At 65.9% G+C, this 20,222-nt stretch carries 22 protein-coding genes; 17 read left to right on the plus strand and 5 right to left on the minus strand.

Annotated elements, in window-relative coordinates:
- Window positions 1-17 precede the first annotated feature (17 nt).
- Complete coding sequence (locus FIU85_RS13735) at window positions 18-1,664, minus strand: electron transfer flavoprotein-ubiquinone oxidoreductase (protein WP_152497296.1); 1,647 nt, start codon at window positions 1,662-1,664, stop codon at window positions 18-20.
- Window positions 1,665-1,946: 282 nt separating this feature from the next.
- Here FIU85_RS13735 and greA point away from each other — a divergent pair, with 282 nt between their 5' ends.
- From greA to FIU85_RS13765, 6 genes are all read left to right on the plus strand, one after another.
- A complete protein-coding gene (gene greA / locus FIU85_RS13740) occupies window positions 1,947-2,417 on the plus strand; it encodes a transcription elongation factor GreA (protein WP_152493876.1) in 471 nt (156 codons plus the stop codon).
- A gap of 27 nt (window positions 2,418-2,444) precedes the next feature.
- Window positions 2,445-3,461 (plus strand): hypothetical protein, encoded by a 1,017-nt coding sequence (locus FIU85_RS13745; RefSeq protein WP_152497297.1) that lies wholly within the window; start codon window positions 2,445-2,447, stop codon window positions 3,459-3,461.
- An 89-nt stretch (window positions 3,462-3,550) separates the two neighbouring features.
- The gene (locus FIU85_RS13750; protein ID WP_152493874.1) at window positions 3,551-4,006 is read left to right on the plus strand and encodes a universal stress protein; all 456 of its coding nucleotides are present in this window, start codon (window positions 3,551-3,553) and stop codon (window positions 4,004-4,006) included.
- Between the two features lie 84 nt (window positions 4,007-4,090).
- Entirely contained in the window at window positions 4,091-4,651 is a 561-nt protein-coding gene (locus FIU85_RS13755) for a NifU family protein (protein ID WP_152493873.1), read from the plus strand.
- A gap of 4 nt (window positions 4,652-4,655) precedes the next feature.
- The gene (tsaB, locus tag FIU85_RS13760) at window positions 4,656-5,318 is read left to right on the plus strand and encodes a tRNA (adenosine(37)-N6)-threonylcarbamoyltransferase complex dimerization subunit type 1 TsaB (protein ID WP_152493872.1); all 663 of its coding nucleotides are present in this window, start codon (window positions 4,656-4,658) and stop codon (window positions 5,316-5,318) included.
- Complete coding sequence (locus tag FIU85_RS13765) at window positions 5,308-5,724, plus strand: GNAT family N-acetyltransferase (RefSeq protein ID WP_152497298.1); 417 nt, start codon at window positions 5,308-5,310, stop codon at window positions 5,722-5,724. Before tsaB ends, FIU85_RS13765 begins: the two co-directional genes overlap by 11 nt.
- 6 nt (window positions 5,725-5,730) lie before the next feature.
- On the opposite strand, the gene hemN is transcribed toward FIU85_RS13765, so the two are convergent.
- A complete protein-coding gene (gene hemN / locus FIU85_RS13770) occupies window positions 5,731-7,086 on the minus strand; it encodes an oxygen-independent coproporphyrinogen III oxidase (protein ID WP_152497299.1) in 1,356 nt (451 codons plus the stop codon).
- Between the two features lie 68 nt (window positions 7,087-7,154).
- Here hemN and fnrL point away from each other — a divergent pair, with 68 nt between their 5' ends.
- Window positions 7,155-7,901: a transcriptional regulator FnrL gene (fnrL, locus tag FIU85_RS13775; RefSeq protein ID WP_152497300.1), complete on the plus strand. Its 747-nt coding sequence runs from the start codon at window positions 7,155-7,157 to the stop codon at window positions 7,899-7,901.
- A gap of 264 nt (window positions 7,902-8,165) precedes the next feature.
- The gene (locus tag FIU85_RS13780; protein WP_152497301.1) at window positions 8,166-8,747 is read left to right on the plus strand and encodes a hemerythrin domain-containing protein; all 582 of its coding nucleotides are present in this window, start codon (window positions 8,166-8,168) and stop codon (window positions 8,745-8,747) included.
- Window positions 8,748-8,802: 55 nt separating this feature from the next.
- Here the strand turns inward: FIU85_RS13780 and FIU85_RS13785 are convergent, their stop codons facing one another.
- The gene (locus tag FIU85_RS13785; RefSeq protein WP_152497302.1) at window positions 8,803-9,651 is read right to left on the minus strand and encodes a universal stress protein; all 849 of its coding nucleotides are present in this window, start codon (window positions 9,649-9,651) and stop codon (window positions 8,803-8,805) included.
- A 206-nt stretch (window positions 9,652-9,857) separates the two neighbouring features.
- On the opposite strand from FIU85_RS13785, the gene ccoN reads away from it, so the two are divergent.
- The 4 genes from ccoN to ccoP are packed head-to-tail and all read left to right on the plus strand — an operon-like array spanning window position 9,858 to window position 13,355.
- The gene (ccoN, locus tag FIU85_RS13790; RefSeq protein WP_152497303.1) at window positions 9,858-11,462 is read left to right on the plus strand and encodes a cytochrome-c oxidase, cbb3-type subunit I; all 1,605 of its coding nucleotides are present in this window, start codon (window positions 9,858-9,860) and stop codon (window positions 11,460-11,462) included.
- Between the two features lie 44 nt (window positions 11,463-11,506).
- Window positions 11,507-12,277, plus strand: a complete 771-nt coding sequence (gene ccoO / locus FIU85_RS13795) for a cytochrome-c oxidase, cbb3-type subunit II (protein ID WP_152494586.1) — start codon at window positions 11,507-11,509, stop codon at window positions 12,275-12,277.
- A 12-nt stretch (window positions 12,278-12,289) separates the two neighbouring features.
- Window positions 12,290-12,496: a cbb3-type cytochrome c oxidase subunit 3 gene (locus FIU85_RS13800; protein ID WP_152497304.1), complete on the plus strand. Its 207-nt coding sequence runs from the start codon at window positions 12,290-12,292 to the stop codon at window positions 12,494-12,496.
- Window positions 12,489-13,355, plus strand: coding sequence for a cytochrome-c oxidase, cbb3-type subunit III (ccoP, locus tag FIU85_RS13805; RefSeq protein ID WP_152493864.1), 867 nt, complete (start codon window positions 12,489-12,491; stop codon window positions 13,353-13,355). The genes FIU85_RS13800 and ccoP overlap by 8 nt, the downstream gene beginning before the upstream one ends.
- Window positions 13,356-13,471: 116 nt before the next feature.
- On the opposite strand, the gene FIU85_RS13810 is transcribed toward ccoP, so the two are convergent.
- Entirely contained in the window at window positions 13,472-14,290 is an 819-nt protein-coding gene (locus tag FIU85_RS13810; RefSeq protein ID WP_152497305.1) for an alpha/beta fold hydrolase, read from the minus strand.
- A gap of 215 nt (window positions 14,291-14,505) precedes the next feature.
- The gene (locus tag FIU85_RS22055; RefSeq protein WP_172978161.1) at window positions 14,506-14,661 is read right to left on the minus strand and encodes a hypothetical protein; all 156 of its coding nucleotides are present in this window, start codon (window positions 14,659-14,661) and stop codon (window positions 14,506-14,508) included.
- A 97-nt stretch (window positions 14,662-14,758) separates the two neighbouring features.
- On the opposite strand from FIU85_RS22055, the gene FIU85_RS13815 reads away from it, so the two are divergent.
- The 5 genes from FIU85_RS13815 (at window position 14,759) to ccoS (ending at window position 20,109) form a co-directional block, all read left to right on the plus strand.
- Window positions 14,759-15,652 (plus strand): LysR family transcriptional regulator, encoded by an 894-nt coding sequence (locus FIU85_RS13815; protein WP_152497306.1) that lies wholly within the window; start codon window positions 14,759-14,761, stop codon window positions 15,650-15,652.
- A gap of 77 nt (window positions 15,653-15,729) precedes the next feature.
- Window positions 15,730-17,298 (plus strand): cytochrome c oxidase accessory protein CcoG, encoded by a 1,569-nt coding sequence (locus tag FIU85_RS13820; RefSeq protein ID WP_152497307.1) that lies wholly within the window; start codon window positions 15,730-15,732, stop codon window positions 17,296-17,298.
- Window positions 17,295-17,762: a FixH family protein gene (locus FIU85_RS13825; protein ID WP_152493860.1), complete on the plus strand. Its 468-nt coding sequence runs from the start codon at window positions 17,295-17,297 to the stop codon at window positions 17,760-17,762. The genes FIU85_RS13820 and FIU85_RS13825 overlap by 4 nt, the downstream gene beginning before the upstream one ends.
- Window positions 17,759-19,954, plus strand: coding sequence for a heavy metal translocating P-type ATPase (locus tag FIU85_RS13830; protein WP_254702903.1), 2,196 nt, complete (start codon window positions 17,759-17,761; stop codon window positions 19,952-19,954). The genes FIU85_RS13825 and FIU85_RS13830 overlap by 4 nt, the downstream gene beginning before the upstream one ends.
- Window positions 19,951-20,109, plus strand: coding sequence for a cbb3-type cytochrome oxidase assembly protein CcoS (gene ccoS, locus FIU85_RS13835; RefSeq protein WP_152493859.1), 159 nt, complete (start codon window positions 19,951-19,953; stop codon window positions 20,107-20,109). The genes FIU85_RS13830 and ccoS overlap by 4 nt, the downstream gene beginning before the upstream one ends.
- Window positions 20,110-20,222 lie beyond the last annotated feature (113 nt).

Below are 20,222 nucleotides of genomic sequence, written 5' to 3' on the forward strand. Positions count from 1 at the left end.
ATCATTTCGCCTGTTGGTCACATATTGGGATAATTCGGCCCGTCGCCGCCTTGGGGCGTGGTCCAGACGATGTTCTGGGTCGGATCCTTGATGTCGCAGGTCTTGCAGTGCACGCAGTTCTGGAAGTTGATGACGAATTGCTGCTCGCCGTCCTTTTCCACGAACTCGTAGACGCCTGCCGGGCAGTAGCGGGCCGAGGGGCCGGCATATTTGGGCAGGTTCACCTGTACAGGGACGGTCGGGTCCTTCAGCTTGAGGTGGGCAGGCTGGCTTTCCTCGTGGTTGGTCATCGAGAAGCTGACATTTGTCAGCCGGTCGAAGCTGAGCTTGCCGTCGGGCTTGGGATAGTCGATTTCCTTGTGCTTGCTGGCCGGTTCGGTGGTCTCGGCATCGTTCTTGCCGTGGCCGATCGTGCCGAAGAACGAAAAGCCCAGCGTGTTGGTCCACATGTCGAGCCCGCCAAGCGTGAGCGAGGCGGTGAGGCCGTACTTGGACCACAAGGGTTTGACGTTACGGACCTTTTTCAGGTCCGCCCCGATGGCGCCGTTGCGGACTTCGGTCTCGTAATCGGCCAGTTCGTCGCTGGCGCGCCCGCCCTCGATGGCGGCGTGGGCGGCCTCGGCGGCGGCCTTGCCCGACAGCATGGCGTTATGGTTGCCCTTGATTCGGGGCACGTTGACCATGCCGACCGAGCAGCCCAGCAGGGCGACGCCGGGCGCGACCATCTTGGGCATCGACTGGTACCCGCCCTCGGAAATGGCGCGGGCGCCATAGGCCACGCGCTTGCCGCCCTTCAGCAGGTCGGCCACCACCGGGTGATGCTTGAACCGCTGGAATTCCATGTAGGGGTAAAGGTGCGGGTTGCGGTAGTTCAGGTGCACCACGAAGCCCACATAGATCTGGTTGTTGTCGAGGTGGTAGATGAACGAGCCACCGCCCGCATTCTTGCCCAGGGGCCAGCCCATGGTGTGGGTGACGGTGCCCTCGCGGTGTTTTTCGGGGTCGATTTCCCAGATTTCCTTCATCCCGAGACCGTATTTCTGCGGCTCCTTGCCCTTGGAGAGGTCGTATTTCGCGATGACTTCCTTGGAGAGCGACCCGCGCACGCCTTCGCCCAGGAACACGTACTTACCGTGCAGTTCCATGCCGGGCTCGTAGCCCGGTCCGGGGGTGCCGTCGGCGTTCTTGCCGAATTCGCCGGCCACGACGCCCTTTACCTCGCCGTTCTCGCCATAGACGATTTCCGAGCAGGCCATGCCGGGGAAGATCTCGACACCCAAGGCCTCGGCCTGTTCGGCCATCCAGCGGCAGACATTGCCCATCGAGACGATGTAGTTGCCGTGGTTGTTCATCAGCGGCGGCATGGGGAGGTTGGGGATACGGACCTTTCCCGCCTCGCCCAGCATGTAGAAATTGTCTTCCTTGACCGGGACGTTCAGGGGAGCGCCCATTTCCTTCCAGTCGGGGATGAGCGCATCGAGGCCGCACGGATCGAGCACTGCGCCCGACAGGATATGCGCGCCCACCTCGGAGCCTTTTTCCAGCACGACGACCTCGCGCTCGGGGTCGAGCTGTTTCAGGCGGATCGCGGCGCTGAGGCCCGCGGGCCCCGCGCCGACGATCACGACGTCGTATTCCATGGCTTCGCGTTCGACTTGGGTCATCTTGGTCCTCTCCTGGTCGTCCGGCCCGTGGCCGGCCCGCGTAAGAAACTTCGCAACTGGTTATCGCGCGGGGTTGCGCAAGGTCAATTCGAACACGACGTAACAGGTACCTAAAAGCGTCAAAAAGGCGCAAGTTTCGGCGCGATTGCGCGGGCGATGGTCAGGTCCCACTTGCATTGCCGGGGCAGGTCGGGTCAATCTGTCGCGCATGGTTTGAAAATGGCACGGGGTCGCGGAAGGGCGGCCCCTTGGTGATACTAGGGACAGAAAAAAGGACAGGTCATGGATAAGATCCCGATGACACAGGACGGTTTCGATGCGCTGAACGCGGAGCTGAAACAGCTGAAATCCGTCGAGCGCCCCGCCATCATCAAGGCGATTTCCGAGGCGCGCGAGCATGGCGACCTGTCGGAGAATGCCGAGTACCATTCCGCCAAGGAAAAGCAGTCCTTCATCGAGGGCCGTATCAAGGAACTGGAAGGCGCGATCAGCCTGGCGGACGTGATCGACCCCAAGAAGCTGTCCGGCCCGATCAAGTTCGGCGCCACGGTGACCCTGGTGGACGAGGATACGGACGAGGAAAAGACCTATCAGATCGTGGGCGAGTACGAGGCCAATATCGAAAAGGGCCTGCTGAACGTGAAATCGCCGATCGCGCGTGCGCTCATTGGCAAGGAAGAGGGCGATAGCGTAGAAGTGCGCACACCAGGTGGCGACAAGGCCTACGAAGTGCTGAAGGTCGCCTTTATCTGACCCGATACCTTTCACTCAGGTTTGCCCATGACCGACCGAAACCAGTCACCGCAGACGCCGCTTGGCGTCTATGACCGGCCCCGCAAGGACAGGGTGACCGGGGTCGAGGTGATCGCGCTCGCCCTGACAGCTGTGTGGCTTCTGGGAACGGCGGTGTTCTTTCTGGTGCTGGAGCCGATGGGCCTGTTCGCCGAATCCGGCGGGGCGCTGCAGTTCGTGGTGGTGCTGCTGGCGATCTTCATGCCGGTGGCGATGATCTGGGTCGCGGCGACCGCGGCGCGGTCCAGCAAGGTGATGCGTGAAGAGAGCCAGCGCTTGCAAACGGCGATCGACGCGATCCGGCAAGCTTACGTGGCGCAGAGCCAGGGCGTCCATGACGTTTCGCAGACCTCTGTCGCCAAGAAGCTCGAGGAAATCGCGGCGGCGCAGCGCAAGACGGAGACGGCCCTGGCCACGTTCTCGACCGTGCGGCAGGCCACGGAGCCGCGCCCCGCGCCGGTGCACGCGCCGGAAGAGACCAGCTCCGACCAGGTGGCGCTGCCGCTGGGCACGCCGCCCGAGGACATGACGCCCCCCTTGGCCACCGAGGATTTCATTCGCGCGCTGAACTTTCCCGAGAATGCCGAGGACAAGGCCGGCTTTGCGGCGTTGCGGCGCGCGCTGAAGAACCGACAGAGCGCGCAGTTGATCCAGGCCAGCCAGGACGTGCTGACGCTGCTGTCGCAGGACGGTATCTACATGGACGACCTGCGCCCCGACATGGCCCGCCCCGAGGTCTGGCGCCGCTTCGCCGCCGGGGAACGGGGGCGCGCCGTGGCCGCGCTGGGCGGGGTGCGGGACCGTTCGTCGCTGGCGCTGACGGCCGCGCGGATGAAGCAGGACACGATCTTTCGCGATGCGGCGCACCATTTCCTGCGGCTTTTCGACCGCACGATCAGCCAGTTCGCCGAGGTGGCGACGGATGCCGAGATGTCCGAGATGTCGGACACGCGTACGGCGCGCGCCTTCATGCTGGTGGGCCGGGTGGCGGGCACGTTCGATTGATAGCGGTCCGGTCGGCCCAACCCGAAAGCGGCGGTTGCCCGATGCCTTCGAACCCGGCAATATGAACGCCGCAAGACAAAGGGAACATCATGCGCAAGTTTCTCGTGGTGCTGGACGACAGCCGCGAATGCCTCAACGCGATGCGGTTCGCCGCCATGCGCGCCAAGAACACGCAGGCCGGTGTCGAAATTCTCGCGGTGATTCCGCCCGAGGAGTTCAACCACTGGATCGGCGTCGGGGACATCATGCGTGAGGAGGCCCGCGAGCGAATCCACGCGCATTTCGAGGTTTTCGCCAAGTGGATGCGCGACAAGCAGGGCATCGACCCCGAGCTGGTCATCCGCGAGGGCGAGCCGGTGGCCGAGATCATGGCGCAGGTCCAGGAAGACACCGAAATCGGCGTGCTGGTGCTTGGCGCCAGTGCCGACAAGAAGGGCCCGGGCCCGCTGGTGTCGCAATTGTCGAAGAATTCCGGTGGGTTGCCGATCCCGATCACCATTGTTCCGGGTGATTTGAGCAAGGAGCGGCTGGAAGCGATCACGTGACCGACTTTTTAGAATCGTTCCAAACCTTGACAGCGCCCACCCCGCTGCGCATATCTTGAGCAACTGAAAAAGAGGGCGCGCACCATGTTCATCCAGACAGAATCGACCCCGAATCCCGCAACGCTGAAATTCCTTCCCGGCCAGACCGTGCTGGAAGCCGGGACCGCGGATTTTCCCACGGCGGACACTGCCGACAAGTCGCCGCTGGCCGCGCGCGTCTTTGGCGTGGACGGTGTGACCGGGGTCTTCCTCGGCAATGATTTCGTCACCGTGACCAAGCAGGACGCGGTGGAGTGGGATCACGTGAAGCCCGCGATCCTGGGCGCGATCATGGAGCATTTCCAGTCCGGTCAGCCGGTCATGACGGGCGAGGCCGCCGAGTCGGGCCACGCCGCGAGCGAAGGCGAAAACGCGGAAGTCATCGACCAGATCAAGCAGCTGTTGGACACCCGCGTGCGCCCGGCGGTGGCGCAGGATGGCGGCGATATCACGTTTCATGGCTTTGAACGCGGCGTTGTCTACCTGCACATGCAGGGCGCCTGTGCCGGGTGCCCGTCCTCGACCATCACCCTGAAGATGGGCATCGAGAACCTGCTGCGCCACTACATCCCCGAAGTCACCGAGGTGCGTCCGGTCGGGGTCTGACCTCGTGACCGACGCTCGGCGCGTTCTGGCATTCGACACCTCCGGCCCTTGGCTGGGGGTGTGCTTGCTTTCGGGGCAGGGCATCGTGGCGGAATCGCATGTCGAAATGCCCAAGGGCCAGGCCGAGGCCCTTTTCCCGGCGCTGGAAGAGACGCTGGACCGCGCGGGGGCCGCATGGGGCGACCTCGATGCTATCGGCGTGGGGATAGGGCCGGGAAATTTCACAGGCATTCGCATTTCCGTTTCCGCGGCGCGGGGGCTGGCCCTGTCGCTGGACGTGCCCGCAGTGGGGGTCAGCATCCTGGAAGCGGCGGCGTTCGGCCTTGACGGGCCGATCCTGTCGGTACGCGATGCGCCGCGGGATCAGGTCTATGCCCAAGGGTTCGGATTGCGGCGGGCGTTCGGGCCGAAGCTGGTGCCGCTCGACGAGGTGTCTGCGGAGATTTTCGACGCCAATCTGCAGTGTGTCGGTGCGGCAGCCGAGCCCGTGGCGGCCCGGATCGGGGCGCAGGCGTTGCGCCCGCTGCACGATCCCGCGACGGCGATTGCCCTGATCGCGGCGAGCAGGTTGGGCGAGCCGGTACCGCCGCCCGCGCCGCTCTACCTCAAGCCCGCGGACGCGGCGCCATCACGGGACGTGCCGCCGGTCATCCTCGATGACGCCTGAGGCGCTGGCGGATCTTCATGCGCGGGCCTTTGCAGGGCAAAGTCGCAGCTGGAGCGCGGCGGAATTTCGGGACCTTCTGGACCGGGACCATGTTTTCGTCGTGGGGGACACCAAGGCGTTTGCCATGGGGCAGGCCGTGGCGGGCGAAGCCGAGTTGTTGACATTGGCCACCGATCCGAAGGTGCGCCGCCAGGGGCGCGGGCGGGCCTGCCTGCGCGCTTTCGAAGACGCGGCCGTGTCCCGCGGGGCCGAGCGCCTGTTTCTGGAAGTGGCCGCCGACAATGACGCCGCGCTGGCGCTCTACCTGTCCGAAGGGTTCTCGGACCTGGCGCGGCGGGTGGGCTACTATACCCGGTCCCAAGGCCGCCCGGTCGATGCGCTTGTGCTGGAAAAGCGACTGACCTGAAGCGCGTCAGATCGCCGGGCTGTGGCCCGCGCGGCTGAGGTCGTAGGCGTCGAGGCTGCGGGCGATCATCCGCGTCAGCGGGCGCGCCGCCGGGGGGATGAAGAGACCTTCGTTGCTGAGGTCGACAAGTCCGTCGAAGGCGCGTGCCGTCGGTTCGAGCAAGCTGCGGACAGCCTGGCGGGACATGCTGAACGTCTCGCAGATTTCACCGGCATCGACCCGGAAATCGCACATGACGGCCTCGATGAGGCGCGCCCGCAAAAGATCCTGACCCTTGAACACGTGCCCTCGACTGGTGGAGAAGCGGCCCTCGCGAATGGCGCCGGTGTGGGCGCCGGTGGCGGGGGCGTTCTGGGCATAGCCTTGCGGAAAACGCGAGATCGACGAGGCGCCAAGGCCCACCAGGACCTCGGACGTGTCGTCGGTGTAGCCCTGGAAGTTGCGGCGCAGGCGCCCCAGCTTCTTCGCGATGCTGAGGCCGTCATCGGGCGTGGCGAAATGGTCTATCCCGATCTCCTGATAGCCATCCCAGACGAACAGGCGGCGGGCGGCATCGAACAGCTCCAGCCGTTCCTCGGGCGTGGGCAGCGCGTCGGACGGGATGAGTTGCTGGCGCTTGGCCATCCACGGCACGTGGGCATAGCCGTAAAGCGCCACGCGGTCGGGGTTGAGCGACAAAAGCTTTTGCACGCTTTCGACCATGCGCGCCCCGGTCTGGTGCGGCAGGCCGTAAAGGATGTCGGCGTTGAGGCTGCGCACCCCGGCGGCGCGCAATGCGTCGATCGTGTCGCGGGTGATGTCGAAGGTCTGGATGCGGCCGATGGCCTGCTGGATCACGTCGTCGAAATCCTGCACGCCCACGGACGCGCGGTTCATGCCCGCGGCGGCGAGCGCCTCGATCCGGGGGGCGTCGATCTCGTTCGGGTCGATCTCGACCGAGAACTCGGTGTCGTCGCCGAACGGCACGGCGTCGCGCACGGCGCTGGCGAGGTCGGTGATCAGGTCGGCCGACAGCAGCGTCGGCGTACCGCCGCCCCAGTGCAGGCGCGACAGGGTGACGCCTTCGGGCAGGGTGTTCTTCAGAAGCGCCAGCTCGGCCTTGAGCGTTTCCACGTAGGCGGCGACGGGCGAGAGCGACTTGGTGCCTTGCGTCCGGCAGGCGCAGAACCAGCACAACCTGCGGCAGAAAGGCACATGCAGGTAAAGCGAAATCGCGCTGCCCGGCGTGATGGCGGAAATCCAGTCCCGCATGGTCGAAAACCCAACGGAATCAGAGAAATGCGGGGCCGTGGGATAGCTGGTGTAACGCGGTACATTCGCGTCGAACAGTCCCAGTCTGCGGAGTTGTTCTCGGTCAATCATGACGTTAGATTAGAGGTGGGAAAACACAAAAACCTTGATGCAGATCAACTCGACCGAAAGCACTGTCGATGCTCAAAGACGCACATGACGCGATCCCCCGTGAATGCGGGGAATGCCCCATTCGGCACAGGGCGGTATGCGCGCGATGTGATGCGCAGGAACTGGAGCAGCTGGACCAGATCAAGTACTACCGCAGCTTCGAGGCGGGCCGGACGCTGATCTGGGCCGGGGACCGGATGGATTTCGTGGGCTCGGTCGTGTCGGGGATTGCGATGCTGACGCAAACGCTGGAGGACGGGCGCACGCAGATGGTGGGCCTGCTGTTGCCGAGCGATTTCGTGGGCCGTCCGGGGCGCGAGAAGGCGGCCTATAACGTGGTCGCGGTGAGCGATGTGGTGATGTGCTGTTTCCGCAAGCAACCCTTTGAAAACATGATGGAAGTCACCCCGCATATCGGGCAGCGCCTGCTGGAGATGACGCTGGACGAGCTGGATGCGGCGCGCGAATGGATGCTTCTTCTGGGGCGCAAGACGGCGCGGGAGAAGATCGCGTCTTTCCTGGCCATCCTGGGGCGGCGCAACGCGGTGCTGAACATGTCCAAGGCCGCGGGCCAGGTGGTGTTCGACCTGCCGCTGACACGCGAGGCGATGGCCGATTACCTGGGCCTGACGCTAGAGACGGTGAGCCGGCAGATCAGCGCGCTGAAGCGCGACCAGGTGATCCACCTGGAAGGCAAGCGGCACGTGACGGTGCCGGACTTCGACCGCCTGCTGGAAGAGGCCGGAGACGACAGCGACGGCGGGATGCTGGCCTGAGCCCGGGAATCGGGGTTAACCGTTTGATTTCAATCAAAATTCGATGTCGGTATCGCGTCGGTATTTGAGTGGTATCGCGACGGTGCGATTTTCCCGGATTGGCGGGGTTAACCGAGCGTTCGGGGTTAATGCCTGGTTAAGGCGCGGCGCGTGGGTTTTCATCCACCAAAGGTGGGTTTTCACCCACCAAAGGTGGGTTTTCACCCACCCTACGGTGTGTCGGGCGGTCTTGACTTCACGAGGGCGGGGGCTTTGTTAGCCGGCATGACCGATCTTTCGACCCGCTCGCTGGACGACCTTACCCTTGACGAAGCCGCGCGGCCGACGGCGCCGCCTGTGCCGGAGGCCACGGACAGGCACCGGCGGCAGGGCCGGCAGTTGGCGGCGATCCACCGGCACTACCTGATGGAGATGGCGCAGATCGGCGCGGTGCTGGCGCGGATCGAGGCGCGGGACAGCCCGCCCGACGACCTGAGGCAGATCGTGCTGTCGCTGGACATGGCCGAGAATTTCCGCGTGTTCGGAACGCTGTGCGGGCGCGAGTGCCAGGTGTTGAAGCTGCACCACGACATCGAGACCACGGATATGTTTCCGCGGATCGAGGCGGCGGGCGGCGGGATGTTTCGGGAGGTCGTGGCCAAGCTGATGTCAGAGCACGAGGTGGTCCACGAGTTGATCGTCCGCCTGGGGCACGCCGCGGACGCGCTTGCGGACAACCCCGACGAGGCGAACTTTGCCCAGGCCGCCGCCACGTACCGAAAGCTGGAAGAGGTCGTGCGTTCGCATTTCGGGTACGAGGAGACGGAACTGGAAGAGGCCATCGGGTACTACCTCGGGTCGGTCTGAGGCCGAGGGGGGACAAGACCTGTGCCTTGTCCCGAGCGCCGCGATGGTCTCCGCCTTAGTGCGCCATGAAGAGCGGCAGTGGCGCATCCTCCAGCATGTGGCGGGAGGCGCCGCCGAAGACCGCCTCGCGGACGCGGGAATGGCCGTAGGCGCCCATGACCAGCGCGTCGGCGTCGATGTCCTGCGCGCGGCGCAGGAGCACGTCGGCGACGCGGGGCAGGGTTTTGGACAGCACGTCGATTTCGACCGTGACGCCGTGGCGCACCAGGAATTGCGAGACCAGCCCGCCGGGATCTGAGCGGTTCGGGCCGTGCACCGGCGGATCGACCACCACGACATGCACGCGGTCGGCGCGTTGCAGCATCGGCAGCGCGTCGCGGACCGCGCGCAGCGCCTCGCGCCCGTCATTCCAGGCGACCACGACCCGCCTGGGGTCGAGGGTGATGTCGGGGGCGTTCGGCAGGACCATGGCGGGGATGCGCCCGTCGAACAGGATCGCCTCGGTCAGGGGGGCAAGCTCGGGGCCCAGCCCCTCGCCGTAGGGCATGGGCAGCACAGCGAGATCGGCAAAGCGGGCGCGGTCGGCCACATGGTGCCCCAAGTCGGCCAGCTGCGCGACGCCCTTGTCGCAGGACCAGAAGAAACCGTCCTGCTTGCCCAGCACCGCGCGCGCGGCGCTGTCGATCTCGGCGGCTTCCTCGTGGCAGCCTTCGAATATGTTCTGCACCATCATGGCGGAGGCGCCGGCGCCGGAGAAGTAATGCGTGGCCGGATCGCGGGCGACACCGAGGCTGAGCACGTCGAGATGCGCGCCGTGCAGTCGCGCGAGATCGGCGGCATGGGTCAGGGTGTGCTCGACCCGGGACATGTCGGACAGCGCGCAGAAGATCGTTTTCCAGGACATTGCGGTACTCCGTTTATTGACCGTTCGCGCAGAGCGTAGGTCCGGGCCGCGTGACGCGCCTTGATGGGGATCAACCGTTACCTGCGAAACCTTTGATGCAGATCAAAGCGCCCCGAGTCGCCATCGGAAATAAGCGGGTCAGTCTGATAGATCCGTGCGGCGTCCCCGGGGGGCGTCCGTGCGGACATACGGCAAAGGGACGCAAAATGGGTAACTACGTAAAACTGATCCTGCTGGGGCTGATCGCGTTCTTCGCGCTGTTCGCCGCCAACCAGGCACGGGATATCGCGTACCTTGTGAATGCGCTGACCATCGCCCTGGTGGCGGCGGGCATGTTCATCTGGGTGCTGCGCAACACGGACGAGGACCGCCCCGTGGTCGATCTGTCCGGGGAATACATGGACGGGGTCGTGCGCGCCGGGGTGATCGCCACGGCGCTTTGGGGAGTCGTGGGCTTTCTGGTGGGGACGTTCATCGCGTTCCAACTGGCCTTTCCGAGCCTCAACTTCGAATGGGCGCAAGGCTACATGAACTTTGGCCGGCTGCGGCCCCTGCACACCAGCGCGGTGATCTTCGCCTTTGGCGGCAACGCCCTGATCGCGACGTCGTTTTACGTGGTGCAGCGCACGTGTGCGGCGCGTCTGTGGGGCGGAAACCTGGCGTGGTTCGTGTTCTGGGGATTCCAGCTGGTGATCGTGCTGGCCGCGACCGGCTACCTGCTGGGCGCGACGCAATCCAAGGAATATGCCGAGCCGGAATGGTACGTGGACTGGTGGCTGACCATCGTCTGGGTGTCCTACCTGGCCGTGTTCGTCGGCACGCTGGTGAAGCGCAAGGAGCCGCATATCTACGTGGCGAACTGGTTCTACCTGTCGTTCATCATCACTGTCGCGATGCTGCACGTGGTGAACAACCTGAGCATCCCGGTCAGCATCTTCGGCTCGAAATCCGTGCAGGTCTTTTCGGGCGTGCAGGATGCGATGACGCAATGGTGGTACGGGCACAACGCCGTGGGGTTCTTCCTGACCGCAGGCTTTCTGGCGATGATGTACTACTTCGTGCCGAAACAGGCCGGGCGGCCGGTGTTCAGCTACAAGCTGTCGATCATCCACTTCTGGGCGCTGATCTTTCTTTATATCTGGGCCGGGCCGCACCACCTGCACTACACCGCGCTGCCCGACTGGGCCTCGACGCTGGGCATGGTGTTCTCGATCATCCTCTGGATGCCGTCCTGGGGCGGGATGATCAACGGTCTGATGACCCTGAGTGGCGCGTGGGACAAGCTGCGGACCGATCCGGTGATCCGGATGATGGTGATCAGCCTTGGGTTCTACGGGATGTCCACCTTCGAAGGGCCGATGATGTCGATCCGCGCGGTGAACAGCCTGTCGCATTACACCGACTGGACCATCGGGCACGTGCATTCCGGCGCGCTGGGCTGGAACGGGATGATCACGTTCGGGTGCCTCTACTTCCTGGTGCCCAAGCTGTGGAACCGCGAGCGGCTGTACTCCCTGAGCCTGGTGAGCTGGCACTTCTGGCTGGCGACGATCGGGATCATTCTTTACGCGGCGTCGATGTGGGTGACCGGCATCATGGAAGGCCTGATGTGGCGCGAAGTGGATGCCAACGGGTTCCTGGTGAACTCCTTCGCCGACACGGTGAGCGCGAAGCTTCCGATGTACGTGGTGCGCGGTCTGGGTGGGGTCATGTTCCTCTCTGGTGCCATCATCATGTGCTACAACCTTTACATGACAGTCAGACGGAGCCCGGCGGTGCAGACCGACAACTCCGCTGTCCCGGCTGAATAAGGAGGGCCGGAAAAATGGCTGACGATAAAATGCAGAAACCCCCGATGCCGGCTTCGGCCTCGGGCGTGGGGGACCGGCCCAAGAAGAAGACCTTCCTGGACCGGCACCAGATCCTGGAACGCAACGTGACCCTGCTGGCGATCTTTGCCTTCCTGGTGGTGACCATCGGCGGCATCGTGCAGATCGCACCGCTGTTCTGGCTGGAGAACACCATCGAAGAGGTGGAGGGGATGCGGCCCTACACCCCGCTGGAGCTGACCGGGCGTGACATCTACATCCGCGAGGGATGCTATGTCTGCCACAGCCAGATGATCCGGCCGATGCGCGACGAGGTGGAGCGTTACGGCCATTACAGCCTTGCGGCAGAGAGCCAGTACGACCACCCGTTCCAGTGGGGGTCGAAGCGCACCGGGCCGGACCTGGCGCGCGTGGGCGGGCGGTACTCGAACGCCTGGCATGTGGACCACCTGCGCGACCCGCAATCGGTGGTGCCGGAATCGGTGATGCCCAAGTATGGCTATCTCGAGGAGCGGCTGATCGACGGGCAGTACGTGGACGAGCTTCTGGCGACGCACAAGCTGGTGGGTGTGCCCTACGAGGACGCGCATGTGGAAAACGCGCAGGCGGATTTCAAGGCGCAGGCCGATCCCGACAGCGACTATGACGGGTTGATCGAACGCTATGGCGAAAGCGCGCAGGTGGCCAATTTCGACGGCCGTCCGGGCATCAGCGAAGCCGACGCCCTGATCGCCTATCTGCAGATGCTGGGCACGCTGGTCGATTTCTCGACCTTCACGCCCGTGGCCAGCCGGTAAGGAGGGACGACGATGGACACCTATTCCCTGCTGCGGGAGTTCGCGGACAGCTGGATGCTGCTGGCGCTCTTCACCTTCTTCATCGGCGTCGTGCTCTGGGTCATGCGGCCCGGATCGCGCAGCGCCTACCAGGATGTCGCCGACATTCCCTTCCGCAACGAAGATGCGCCGGCCCCGGCCACGCGCCGTGCCTCCGAGGAGGACCAGAACAATGGCTAAGAAACCGCAAGACAAGCACGAGGTCGAGACGACCGGCCACGAATGGGACGGGATCGAGGAGTACAACAATCCCTTGCCGCGCTGGTGGCTGTGGGTGTTCTACGCCACCATCATCTGGGGCGTGTGGTACACGATCGCCTATCCGGCCTGGCCGATGATCTCGGGCGCGACGCAAGGTTACCTGGGGTACTCGACCCGGGCCAACGTGCAGACCGAGATCGAGGCGGCCGAGGCGGCCAACGCGCAGATCAACGAGCGGCTGGCAAGTGCCGAGCTGGCGGCGATCCCCGGCGATGACGAGCTGGCAGGTTATGCCCGGTCGGCCGGAGAGGCGGTGTTCAACACCTGGTGCGTGCAGTGCCACGGGCGCGAGGGCGGCGGGGCCACCGGCTATCCGACGCTGTCGGACGACGCGTGGCTGTGGGGCGGCACGATGGAGGCGATCCATACCACCGTCACCCACGGGATTCGCAACGACGAGGACCCCGACGCGCGCTACTCGGCCATGCCGGCCTTTGGTCGTGACGAGCTGCTGACCGAGGAAGAGGTCGTGCAGGTGGTGAACCACGTCATGTCCCTGTCGGGCGAGCCGCAGGACGCGGAAGCCGCCGAAGCGGGCGCGGAAGTGTTCGAGTACAACTGTGCCGCCTGCCACGGCGAGCAAGGCAAGGGCATGGTCGAACAGGGCGCGCCCAACCTGACCGACGCGATCTGGCTTTATGGCGGCGATTACGACGCGCTTTACGAGACGGTGTGGAACTCGCGTTTTGGCGTGATGCCGCCCTGGCAGGAGCGCCTGACGGAGGCCGAGATCCGCGCGGTGGCGGCCTATGTCCACCAGCTGGGCGGCGGCGAATGAGCTGACGTTCCCATATCGAGATTCCCGGAGGCACTATTGCAATGCCCCCGGGACGGCACCGGCCCCTCCCTCTGTTCGCGCATTCCAGGAGGGGCCGGTGTTTTCGTTTCACCAGGTCAGTTTTCGAGCACGCCCGACAGGGCGCGCAGTACCGCCTCGGGCGCTTCGAGCTGGGGCAGGTGGCCGACGCCCGGCAGCGTCTTGAAGTCCGACCCTGGCATCAGGCCGTGCAGGGCGCGGCCCCGGTCGAGCGGGATCCAGGGATCGGCCTCTCCCCAAAGGATCGTGACCGGGCAGCGGACGGCGCCGTAACGCGGCTCGATCTCGGCGGTGAAGCACTCGTCGGCCTGGGCGAACTGGCGGTAGAAACTGGCGCGCCCGGCCTCGTCCAGCCACGGCGCGACGAGCGCCTCGGTATCGTCGGCGGCAAGGTCGGTGACCAGCGCACCGTCGATATAGGCCCGCACGATGGCCTCGTGGATATGCGGGGGCAGGCCGGTGAAGGCGTCGACATGGCGGCCGACATGGTCGAAGAAATCAGACCCCCAGGGCCGCATCGCCACGACGTTCATCAGCACGAGACGGTCGAATTCGGCCCCGTGCAGCAGATGCGCGCGCAAGCTGGTCGCCCCGCCGAAATCATGCGCCACGACGCGGGGGCGGTCGAGGCCCCAGTGGGTGAGCATGTGGGCAAAGACCTGTCCCTGCACGTCGAGGCCGGTGGGCTGATCGGCGCGTTTGCCGGAGCGGCCATATCCGGGCATGTCGTACCAGTGGACGCTATGGGTTTCGGCCAGGGCGGGGATGAGCCGGTGCCACGACACCGACGACCACGGCCAGCCATGGGCAAGCACGAGCGGCGGACCCGACCCGGCGCTGCCCCAGGCGACGGGGCCGGCGGGCGTGTCTGCGGTGTGAGCCAGGTTCCAGGTCATAAGGTGGCTTCTGTTGGTCAAAAAAGACCCGTGGCGCGGCCATGAGACCGGGACCACGGGCCAGTCAGGGGAGACGCCCCGCGCGCCTAACGCGCGCGCGGGCCGACATCAGGAACTTGGAAGGGCCAGCGGCGCGTGCGCCAGGGCCAGGGACAGGGCCGGGGGCGCGAGGCCGGTTTGGGATGAAAGATGCGGGCCTCGAACATTGGGTCGGCCTAGCGCGGCAGGCGGGCGATGCGATGCGCCTCAAGCTCGGCATCGCGGCGGTTGTCGAAGCGCGTGTTGGGCGCCCAGTGGCCGCGGCCCTCGCGAATGTTGGTGTCATTGAGGCGGGTGGCGGTGCGGAAGCTATCTGAAAGAATACCAAGCATGTCGTGTTCCTTTCGGGTTCGTGTGATAGCCTCAATCTGGCACCTATAGCGCGTCATTGCGACTCAGGAAAAATTCCGATATGTAAGCTGAGATTACATGACGGATTGGCTGACCCTCCCGCCCCTGACGGCATTGCGCGCCTTTGCGGCCCTGTCCGAGACCGGCTCGGCCCAGGCGGCGGGGGCGGCGCTGAACGTGAGCCATGCCGCGATCAGCCAGCAGGTCAAGGCGCTGGAGACGCGGATGGGGGTGCCGCTGGTGGATCGCAGCGGGCGCAAGCTGCAGTTGACCACCGAGGGGCGCGAGCTGGCCGATGCGCTGAAGACCGGGTTCGACACGATCGCGCGCAGTATCGACGCGCTGACGGGGGCCGATGCGGACCGGGCGGTGCAGGTGTCGACGACGCAGCTGTTCGCCTCGACCTGGCTGATGCCGCGGCTGATGGATTTCCAGACGCGGCATCCCGGCGTGGACCTGATGATCAACCCGTCGGCGGAACTGCACGAGCTGACGCCGGGGGGCTATGACCTTGCGATCCGGTTCGGCGACGGCAATTGGCCGGGGCTGGAGGTGGAGATGCTGGTGCCGTCGGACATCGTGATCACCGCGGCGCCGTCGCTGGTGGGCGATTGCGAGATCACCCGGCCCGAACACCTGTTGGAGTATCCATGGCTGGAGGAGCTGGGCACGTCGGAATCCACCGACTGGCTGCGCAAGCACGGGGTGACGGAAGGGCGCGCCAAGAGCGTGACGCAGGTCCCCGGCAACCTGATGCTGGATGGCGCACGCGCCGGGCAGGGAGTGATCAGCACGGCCATGTCCTCGGTCGCGGCGGAGCTGGAGGCGGGGCGGCTGAAGCTGCTGTTTCGGGATGCGGGTGAAACGGGGTACCACATCGTCACCCGGCCTGGCGTGCTGCGGCCCAAGGCAAGGGCCTTCGTGACGTGGCTGCGGCGGCAGGCGTCCGAGAGGACCGACGCGGCGGTTTGACCTGAGTCAAAGTATTCGCGCCGTGGGCGTGTCAGAACGCAGGGGCGCAACAGACCATATCGGAGCGAGAGCTATCCGTGTCCTCTACATCTGAGTCCCCCGAAACCCCGCCGAGCCTTTACGCCGCGCGGGAGCCTGTCTTTCCCAAGCGCGTGAGCGGCTGGTTCCGCAATTTCAAGTGGATCCTGATGATCTTTACGCTGGGGATCTATTACGTCACGCCGTGGATCCGGTGGGACCGGGGGCCGTCGCTGCCCGACCAGGCGGTGCTGGTGGACATGGCGAACCGGCGGTTCTTTTTCTTCTGGATCGAAATCTGGCCGCACGAGTTCTACTTCGTGGCAGGGCTATTGGTGATGGCGGGCCTGGGCCTGTTCCTGTTCACCTCGGCGCTGGGCCGGGTCTGGTGCGGCTATGCCTGCCCGCAGACGGTGTGGACGGACCTGTTCATCCTGGTGGAACGCTGGGTCGAGGGGGACCGCAACGCGCGGCTGCGGCTGCACCGTCAGAAGAAGATGGATGCGCGCAAGCTGCGCCTGCGGCTGACCAAGTGGGCGCTGTGGCTGCTGATCGCGGTGGCCACGGGGGGTGCCTGGGTGTTCTATTTCACCGATGCGCCGACGCTGTTGCGTGATCTCTTCACGCTGAACGCGCATCCCATCGCCTATACGACCATTGCGATCCTGACCGGCACGACGTTCTTTTTCGGCGGGTTCGCGCGGGAGCAGATCTGCATCTATGCCTGCCCGTGGCCGCGTATCCAGGCGGCGATGATGGACGAGGATACGCTGACCATCGGCTATCGCTATTGGCGGGGCGAGCCGCGTGGTAAGGGGAACGTGCGGCGGCGGCAGACGGAAGATGCGGTCAAGGCCGAGGCGGCATCGCACGCCGCCGGGGCAACCGCCGGGGGCAGTTACGCCCGGACGCCGGTGCCCAATGGCGAGAGCGACATGGTGCCCGATGCCACGGCGGCGGCGAAGGGGCCGGGGGACTGCATCGACTGCATGGCCTGCGTGAATGTCTGCCCCATGGGGATCGACATCCGCGACGGGCAGCAGATGGAATGCATCACCTGTGGCCTGTGCATCGACGCCTGCGACGACATCATGGCCAAGATCGGCAAGCCGCGCGGCCTGATCGACTACATGGCGCTGACCGACGAGGTGCGCGAGCGCGAGGGCAAGCCGCCGAAGCCGATCATGAAGCATATCCTGCGGCCCCGGACGATCATGTATACATCATTGTGGTCGCTGGTGGGCGCGGGGCTGCTCTTTGCGCTGTTCATCCGGGCGGATATCGACCTGACGGTGGCGCCGGTGCGCAACCCGACCTTCGTCACCCTGTCGGACGGGTCGATCCGCAACACCTACGAGGTGCGGCTGCGCAACAAGCATGGCGAGGCGCGCCCGATGCGGATTTCGGTCAAGGGGGACCCGTCGGTGCGCGTGCAGCTTGAAGGCACCCCCTATGAAACGGTAGATGTGCCGGCGAACGAGACCTATTTGCAGCGCGTCTACCTGATCGCGCCGCAGGGGTCGGAGGCCGCACGGAGTGACGCCACGGATGTACGTCTGTGGGTCGAGGACATCTCGAACGGGGACCGGGCCCACAAGGACACGGTGTTCAACGGGAGGGGCGAATGAAGACTGATTTCACGATCAAGGGATGGCACGTCTTCGCCGGGTTCGCCGGGGCGTTTTCGATCATCATCGCGGTGAACCTGGTGCTGGCGTTCTCGGCGGTGAAGACCTTTCCGGGGCTGGAGACGAAGAACTCCTATGTCGCCAGCCAGAGCTTCGACGACCGGCGCGACGCGCAGGAAGCGCTGGGCTGGAGCGTGGCGGCGACGCACAAGGCGGGTCTGCTGGAGTTGAAGATCACCGATGCGGACGGCCAGCCGGTGGAAGTGGCCGCGCTCGACGCCACGGTGGGGCGGGCGACCCATGTGAAGGATGACGTGACGCCCGCGTTCCGGTTCGACGGCGAGGCTTATTTCGCCACCGTGCCGCTGGGCGCGGGCAACTGGAACATCCGCATGGAGGCCCGGGCCGAGGACGGCACGGTGTTCCAGCAGCGCGTGGTGCTGATCAAGGAGGACGGCGCGTGACCGTGGCGATGCGGCATCAGGCGGCGATGGGCTGCCCGGCCTGTGCGGCGGCCCCCGGTGTGGACGATGTGGAGGTCGCGCCGGAGGCGGGGCAGATCGCGCTGTCGCTGCCGACGATCCATTGCGCCGCGTGTATTTCCAAGATCGAGGACGGGTTGAATGGGCATCCCGGCGTGCGCTCGGCGCGGGTGAACCTGACGCTGAAGCGGGCGAGCATCGACGCGGACGCAGACGTGACGCCCGCCGAGATGGTGGGGCTGGTCGAGGGGCTGGGATACGAGGCGCATGAGCTGGATCCCGGCACGCTGAACGCCACGACGACGGACCGGGCGGGGCGCGAGCTGTTGATGCGACTGGCGGTGGCGGGCTTTGCCGCGATGAACGTGATGTTGCTGTCGGTCGCAGTCTGGTCCGGGGCGGATGATGCGACGCGGGACATGTTTCACTGGATTTCGGCGGCGATTGCCCTGCCCGCCGTGGCGTTCTGTGGCGTGCCTTTCTACCGCAACGCCTGGGCGGCGCTGCGGCAGGGGCGGCTGAACATGGACGTGCCGATCACGCTGGCGGTGGGGCTGGCGGTGGTGACGTCGCTGTGGGAAACGGCCCTGTCGGGGCATCACGCCTATTTCGACGCGGCGATTGCGCTGGTGTTCTTCCTGTTGGCGGGGCGCTACCTGGATCACCGGACACGGGCCGTGGCGCGGTCGGCGGCCGAGGAACTGACGGCGCTGGAAGTGCCGCGCGCGTGGCGGGTCGAGGACGGTGGGGAGGTCGAACGCCCCATCGCGGAACTGGCGGTGGGCGACGTGCTGGTGGTGCGCGCGGGCGGGCGCGTGCCGGTGGATGGCGAGATCGTCGAGGGCACCTCGGAGCTGGACCGTTCGTTGTTGACCGGCGAAACGGTGCCGGTCTTTGCCGGGCCGGGGCAGGCGGTGTCGGCGGGCGAAGTGAACCTGACCGGGCCGCTGCGCATCCGCGCCAGCGCGGTGGGGGCCGAGACGTCCTTGCACCGGATGGCGGACCTGGTGGCCATCGCGGAGTCGGGGCGGTCGCGCTATACGTCGTTGGCGGATCGGGCGGCGAAGCTCTATGCGCCCGGCGTGCATATCCTGTCCGCCTTGGCCTTTGCGGGCTGGTTTCTTTACACGTTCGATATGCGCACCGCTTTGAACATCGCGGCGGCGGTGCTGATCATCACCTGCCCTTGTGCGCTGGGTCTGGCTGTTCCCGCGGTGACCACGGCGGCGTCGGGGCGGCTGTTCCGCAAGGGGATGCTGATCAAGCACGAGACCGCGCTGGAGCGGCTGGCGGAGGTCGACACGGTGGTGTTCGACAAGACCGGGACATTGACGGCGGGGGTGCCGGTGCTGACCAATGCGGAGGGTCTGGACGATGCCGCGCGGGGCGTTGCGCTGGCGCTGGCGCGGGGCTCGGCGCATCCGCTGGCGCGGGCGATTGCCAAGGCATTGGGCGAGGCGGAGGCGAAGGCGGCGGACGTGACAGGGATTGCCGAGGTGCCGGGCTATGGCGTGTCGGGGCGCGTGGGCGACCTGGAGGTGCGGCTGGGCCGCGCGGCCTGGGTCGGGGCGGAACCCTGCGACCGGACGGCGACCTACCTGAAGATCGGAGAGGCGGCGCCCGTGACGCTGACCTTCGAGGATGCGTTGCGGCCCGGCGCGGAGGAGGCCGTGGCGGAGCTGTTGCGCGCGGGCAAGGCGGTCTGGCTGGTGTCGGGCGACACCGAACCGGCGGTGAGGGCGCTGGCGGACCGGCTGGGGATCGCGGCGTGGCACGCGGGTGTGCTGCCCGAGGAGAAGGCGCGGATCGTGGCGGGGCTGTCCGATCAGGGCGCGCGTGTCCTGATGGTGGGCGACGGGCTGAACGACACGGCGGCGCTGGCGGCGGCGCATGTGTCGATCTCGCCCGCCTCGGCGCTGGATGCGGCCCGGGTGGCGAGTGACGTGGTTCTGCTGGGCACGGACCTGGCCCCGCTGGCCGAGGCGCTGGTGGTGGCGGGCAAGGCGCGGCGGCGGATCACCGAGAATTTCCGGCTGGCGACGCTCTACAACATCATCGCCGTGCCGCTGGCGGTGGCCGGTCTGGCGACGCCGCTGATCGCCGCATTGGCGATGTCGGCGAGTTCGATTACCGTGTCGCTGAACGCGCTGCGGCTGTCGGGGAGGCGCGCATGACGATCCTGGCCTATCTGATCCCGATCTCGCTGATCCTGGGCGGGCTGGGGCTGGCGTTCTTCGTCTGGACGGTGCGCAGCAACCAGTATGACGACCCGGAGGGGAATGCCGAGCGCATCCTGCGGGACACTTACGACGACAAGCCGAAGAGGTAGCGGGCCGGGTGGCCGGGTGGCGGCCGTCGGATTTCGAGTATTTTCAGCAAGAAAAAGCCGGGGGCGGGCCCGGAATGGAAAACGCCTGCGCGGTGGGGGCGCAGGCGTTTGTT

It is taken from the genome of Roseovarius sp. THAF8, from assembly GCF_009363735.1.
Classification (GTDB): Bacteria; Pseudomonadota; Alphaproteobacteria; order Rhodobacterales; family Rhodobacteraceae; genus Roseovarius.

Bases quoted from the DNA above. Each gene is read 5' to 3' on its own strand.
- FIU85_RS13755 (WP_152493873.1), top strand. From the start codon at position 4,091: ATGTTCATCCAGACAGAATCGACCCCGAATCCCGCAACGCTGAAATTC.
- greA (WP_152493876.1), top strand. From the start codon at position 1,947: ATGGATAAGATCCCGATGACACAGGACGGTTTCGATGCGCTGAACGCG.
- FIU85_RS13815 (WP_152497306.1), top strand. From the start codon at position 14,759: ATGACGGATTGGCTGACCCTCCCGCCCCTGACGGCATTGCGCGCCTTT.
- FIU85_RS13810 (WP_152497305.1), bottom strand. From the start codon at position 14,290: ATGACCTGGAACCTGGCTCACACCGCAGACACGCCCGCCGGCCCCGTC.
- FIU85_RS13750 (WP_152493874.1), top strand. From the start codon at position 3,551: ATGCGCAAGTTTCTCGTGGTGCTGGACGACAGCCGCGAATGCCTCAAC.
- hemN (WP_152497299.1), bottom strand. From the start codon at position 7,086: ATGATTGACCGAGAACAACTCCGCAGACTGGGACTGTTCGACGCGAAT.
- fnrL (WP_152497300.1), top strand. From the start codon at position 7,155: ATGCTCAAAGACGCACATGACGCGATCCCCCGTGAATGCGGGGAATGC.
- FIU85_RS13780 (WP_152497301.1), top strand. From the start codon at position 8,166: ATGACCGATCTTTCGACCCGCTCGCTGGACGACCTTACCCTTGACGAA.
- FIU85_RS13785 (WP_152497302.1), bottom strand. From the start codon at position 9,651: ATGTCCTGGAAAACGATCTTCTGCGCGCTGTCCGACATGTCCCGGGTC.
- FIU85_RS13825 (WP_152493860.1), top strand. From the start codon at position 17,295: ATGAAGACTGATTTCACGATCAAGGGATGGCACGTCTTCGCCGGGTTC.
- ccoP (WP_152493864.1), top strand. From the start codon at position 12,489: ATGGCTAAGAAACCGCAAGACAAGCACGAGGTCGAGACGACCGGCCAC.
- FIU85_RS13800 (WP_152497304.1), top strand. From the start codon at position 12,290: ATGGACACCTATTCCCTGCTGCGGGAGTTCGCGGACAGCTGGATGCTG.
- FIU85_RS13735 (WP_152497296.1), bottom strand. From the start codon at position 1,664: ATGACCCAAGTCGAACGCGAAGCCATGGAATACGACGTCGTGATCGTC.
- FIU85_RS13765 (WP_152497298.1), top strand. From the start codon at position 5,308: ATGACGCCTGAGGCGCTGGCGGATCTTCATGCGCGGGCCTTTGCAGGG.
- ccoO (WP_152494586.1), top strand. From the start codon at position 11,507: ATGCCGGCTTCGGCCTCGGGCGTGGGGGACCGGCCCAAGAAGAAGACC.
- ccoN (WP_152497303.1), top strand. From the start codon at position 9,858: ATGGGTAACTACGTAAAACTGATCCTGCTGGGGCTGATCGCGTTCTTC.
- FIU85_RS22055 (WP_172978161.1), bottom strand. From the start codon at position 14,661: ATGCTTGGTATTCTTTCAGATAGCTTCCGCACCGCCACCCGCCTCAAT.
- FIU85_RS13745 (WP_152497297.1), top strand. From the start codon at position 2,445: ATGACCGACCGAAACCAGTCACCGCAGACGCCGCTTGGCGTCTATGAC.
- ccoS (WP_152493859.1), top strand. From the start codon at position 19,951: ATGACGATCCTGGCCTATCTGATCCCGATCTCGCTGATCCTGGGCGGG.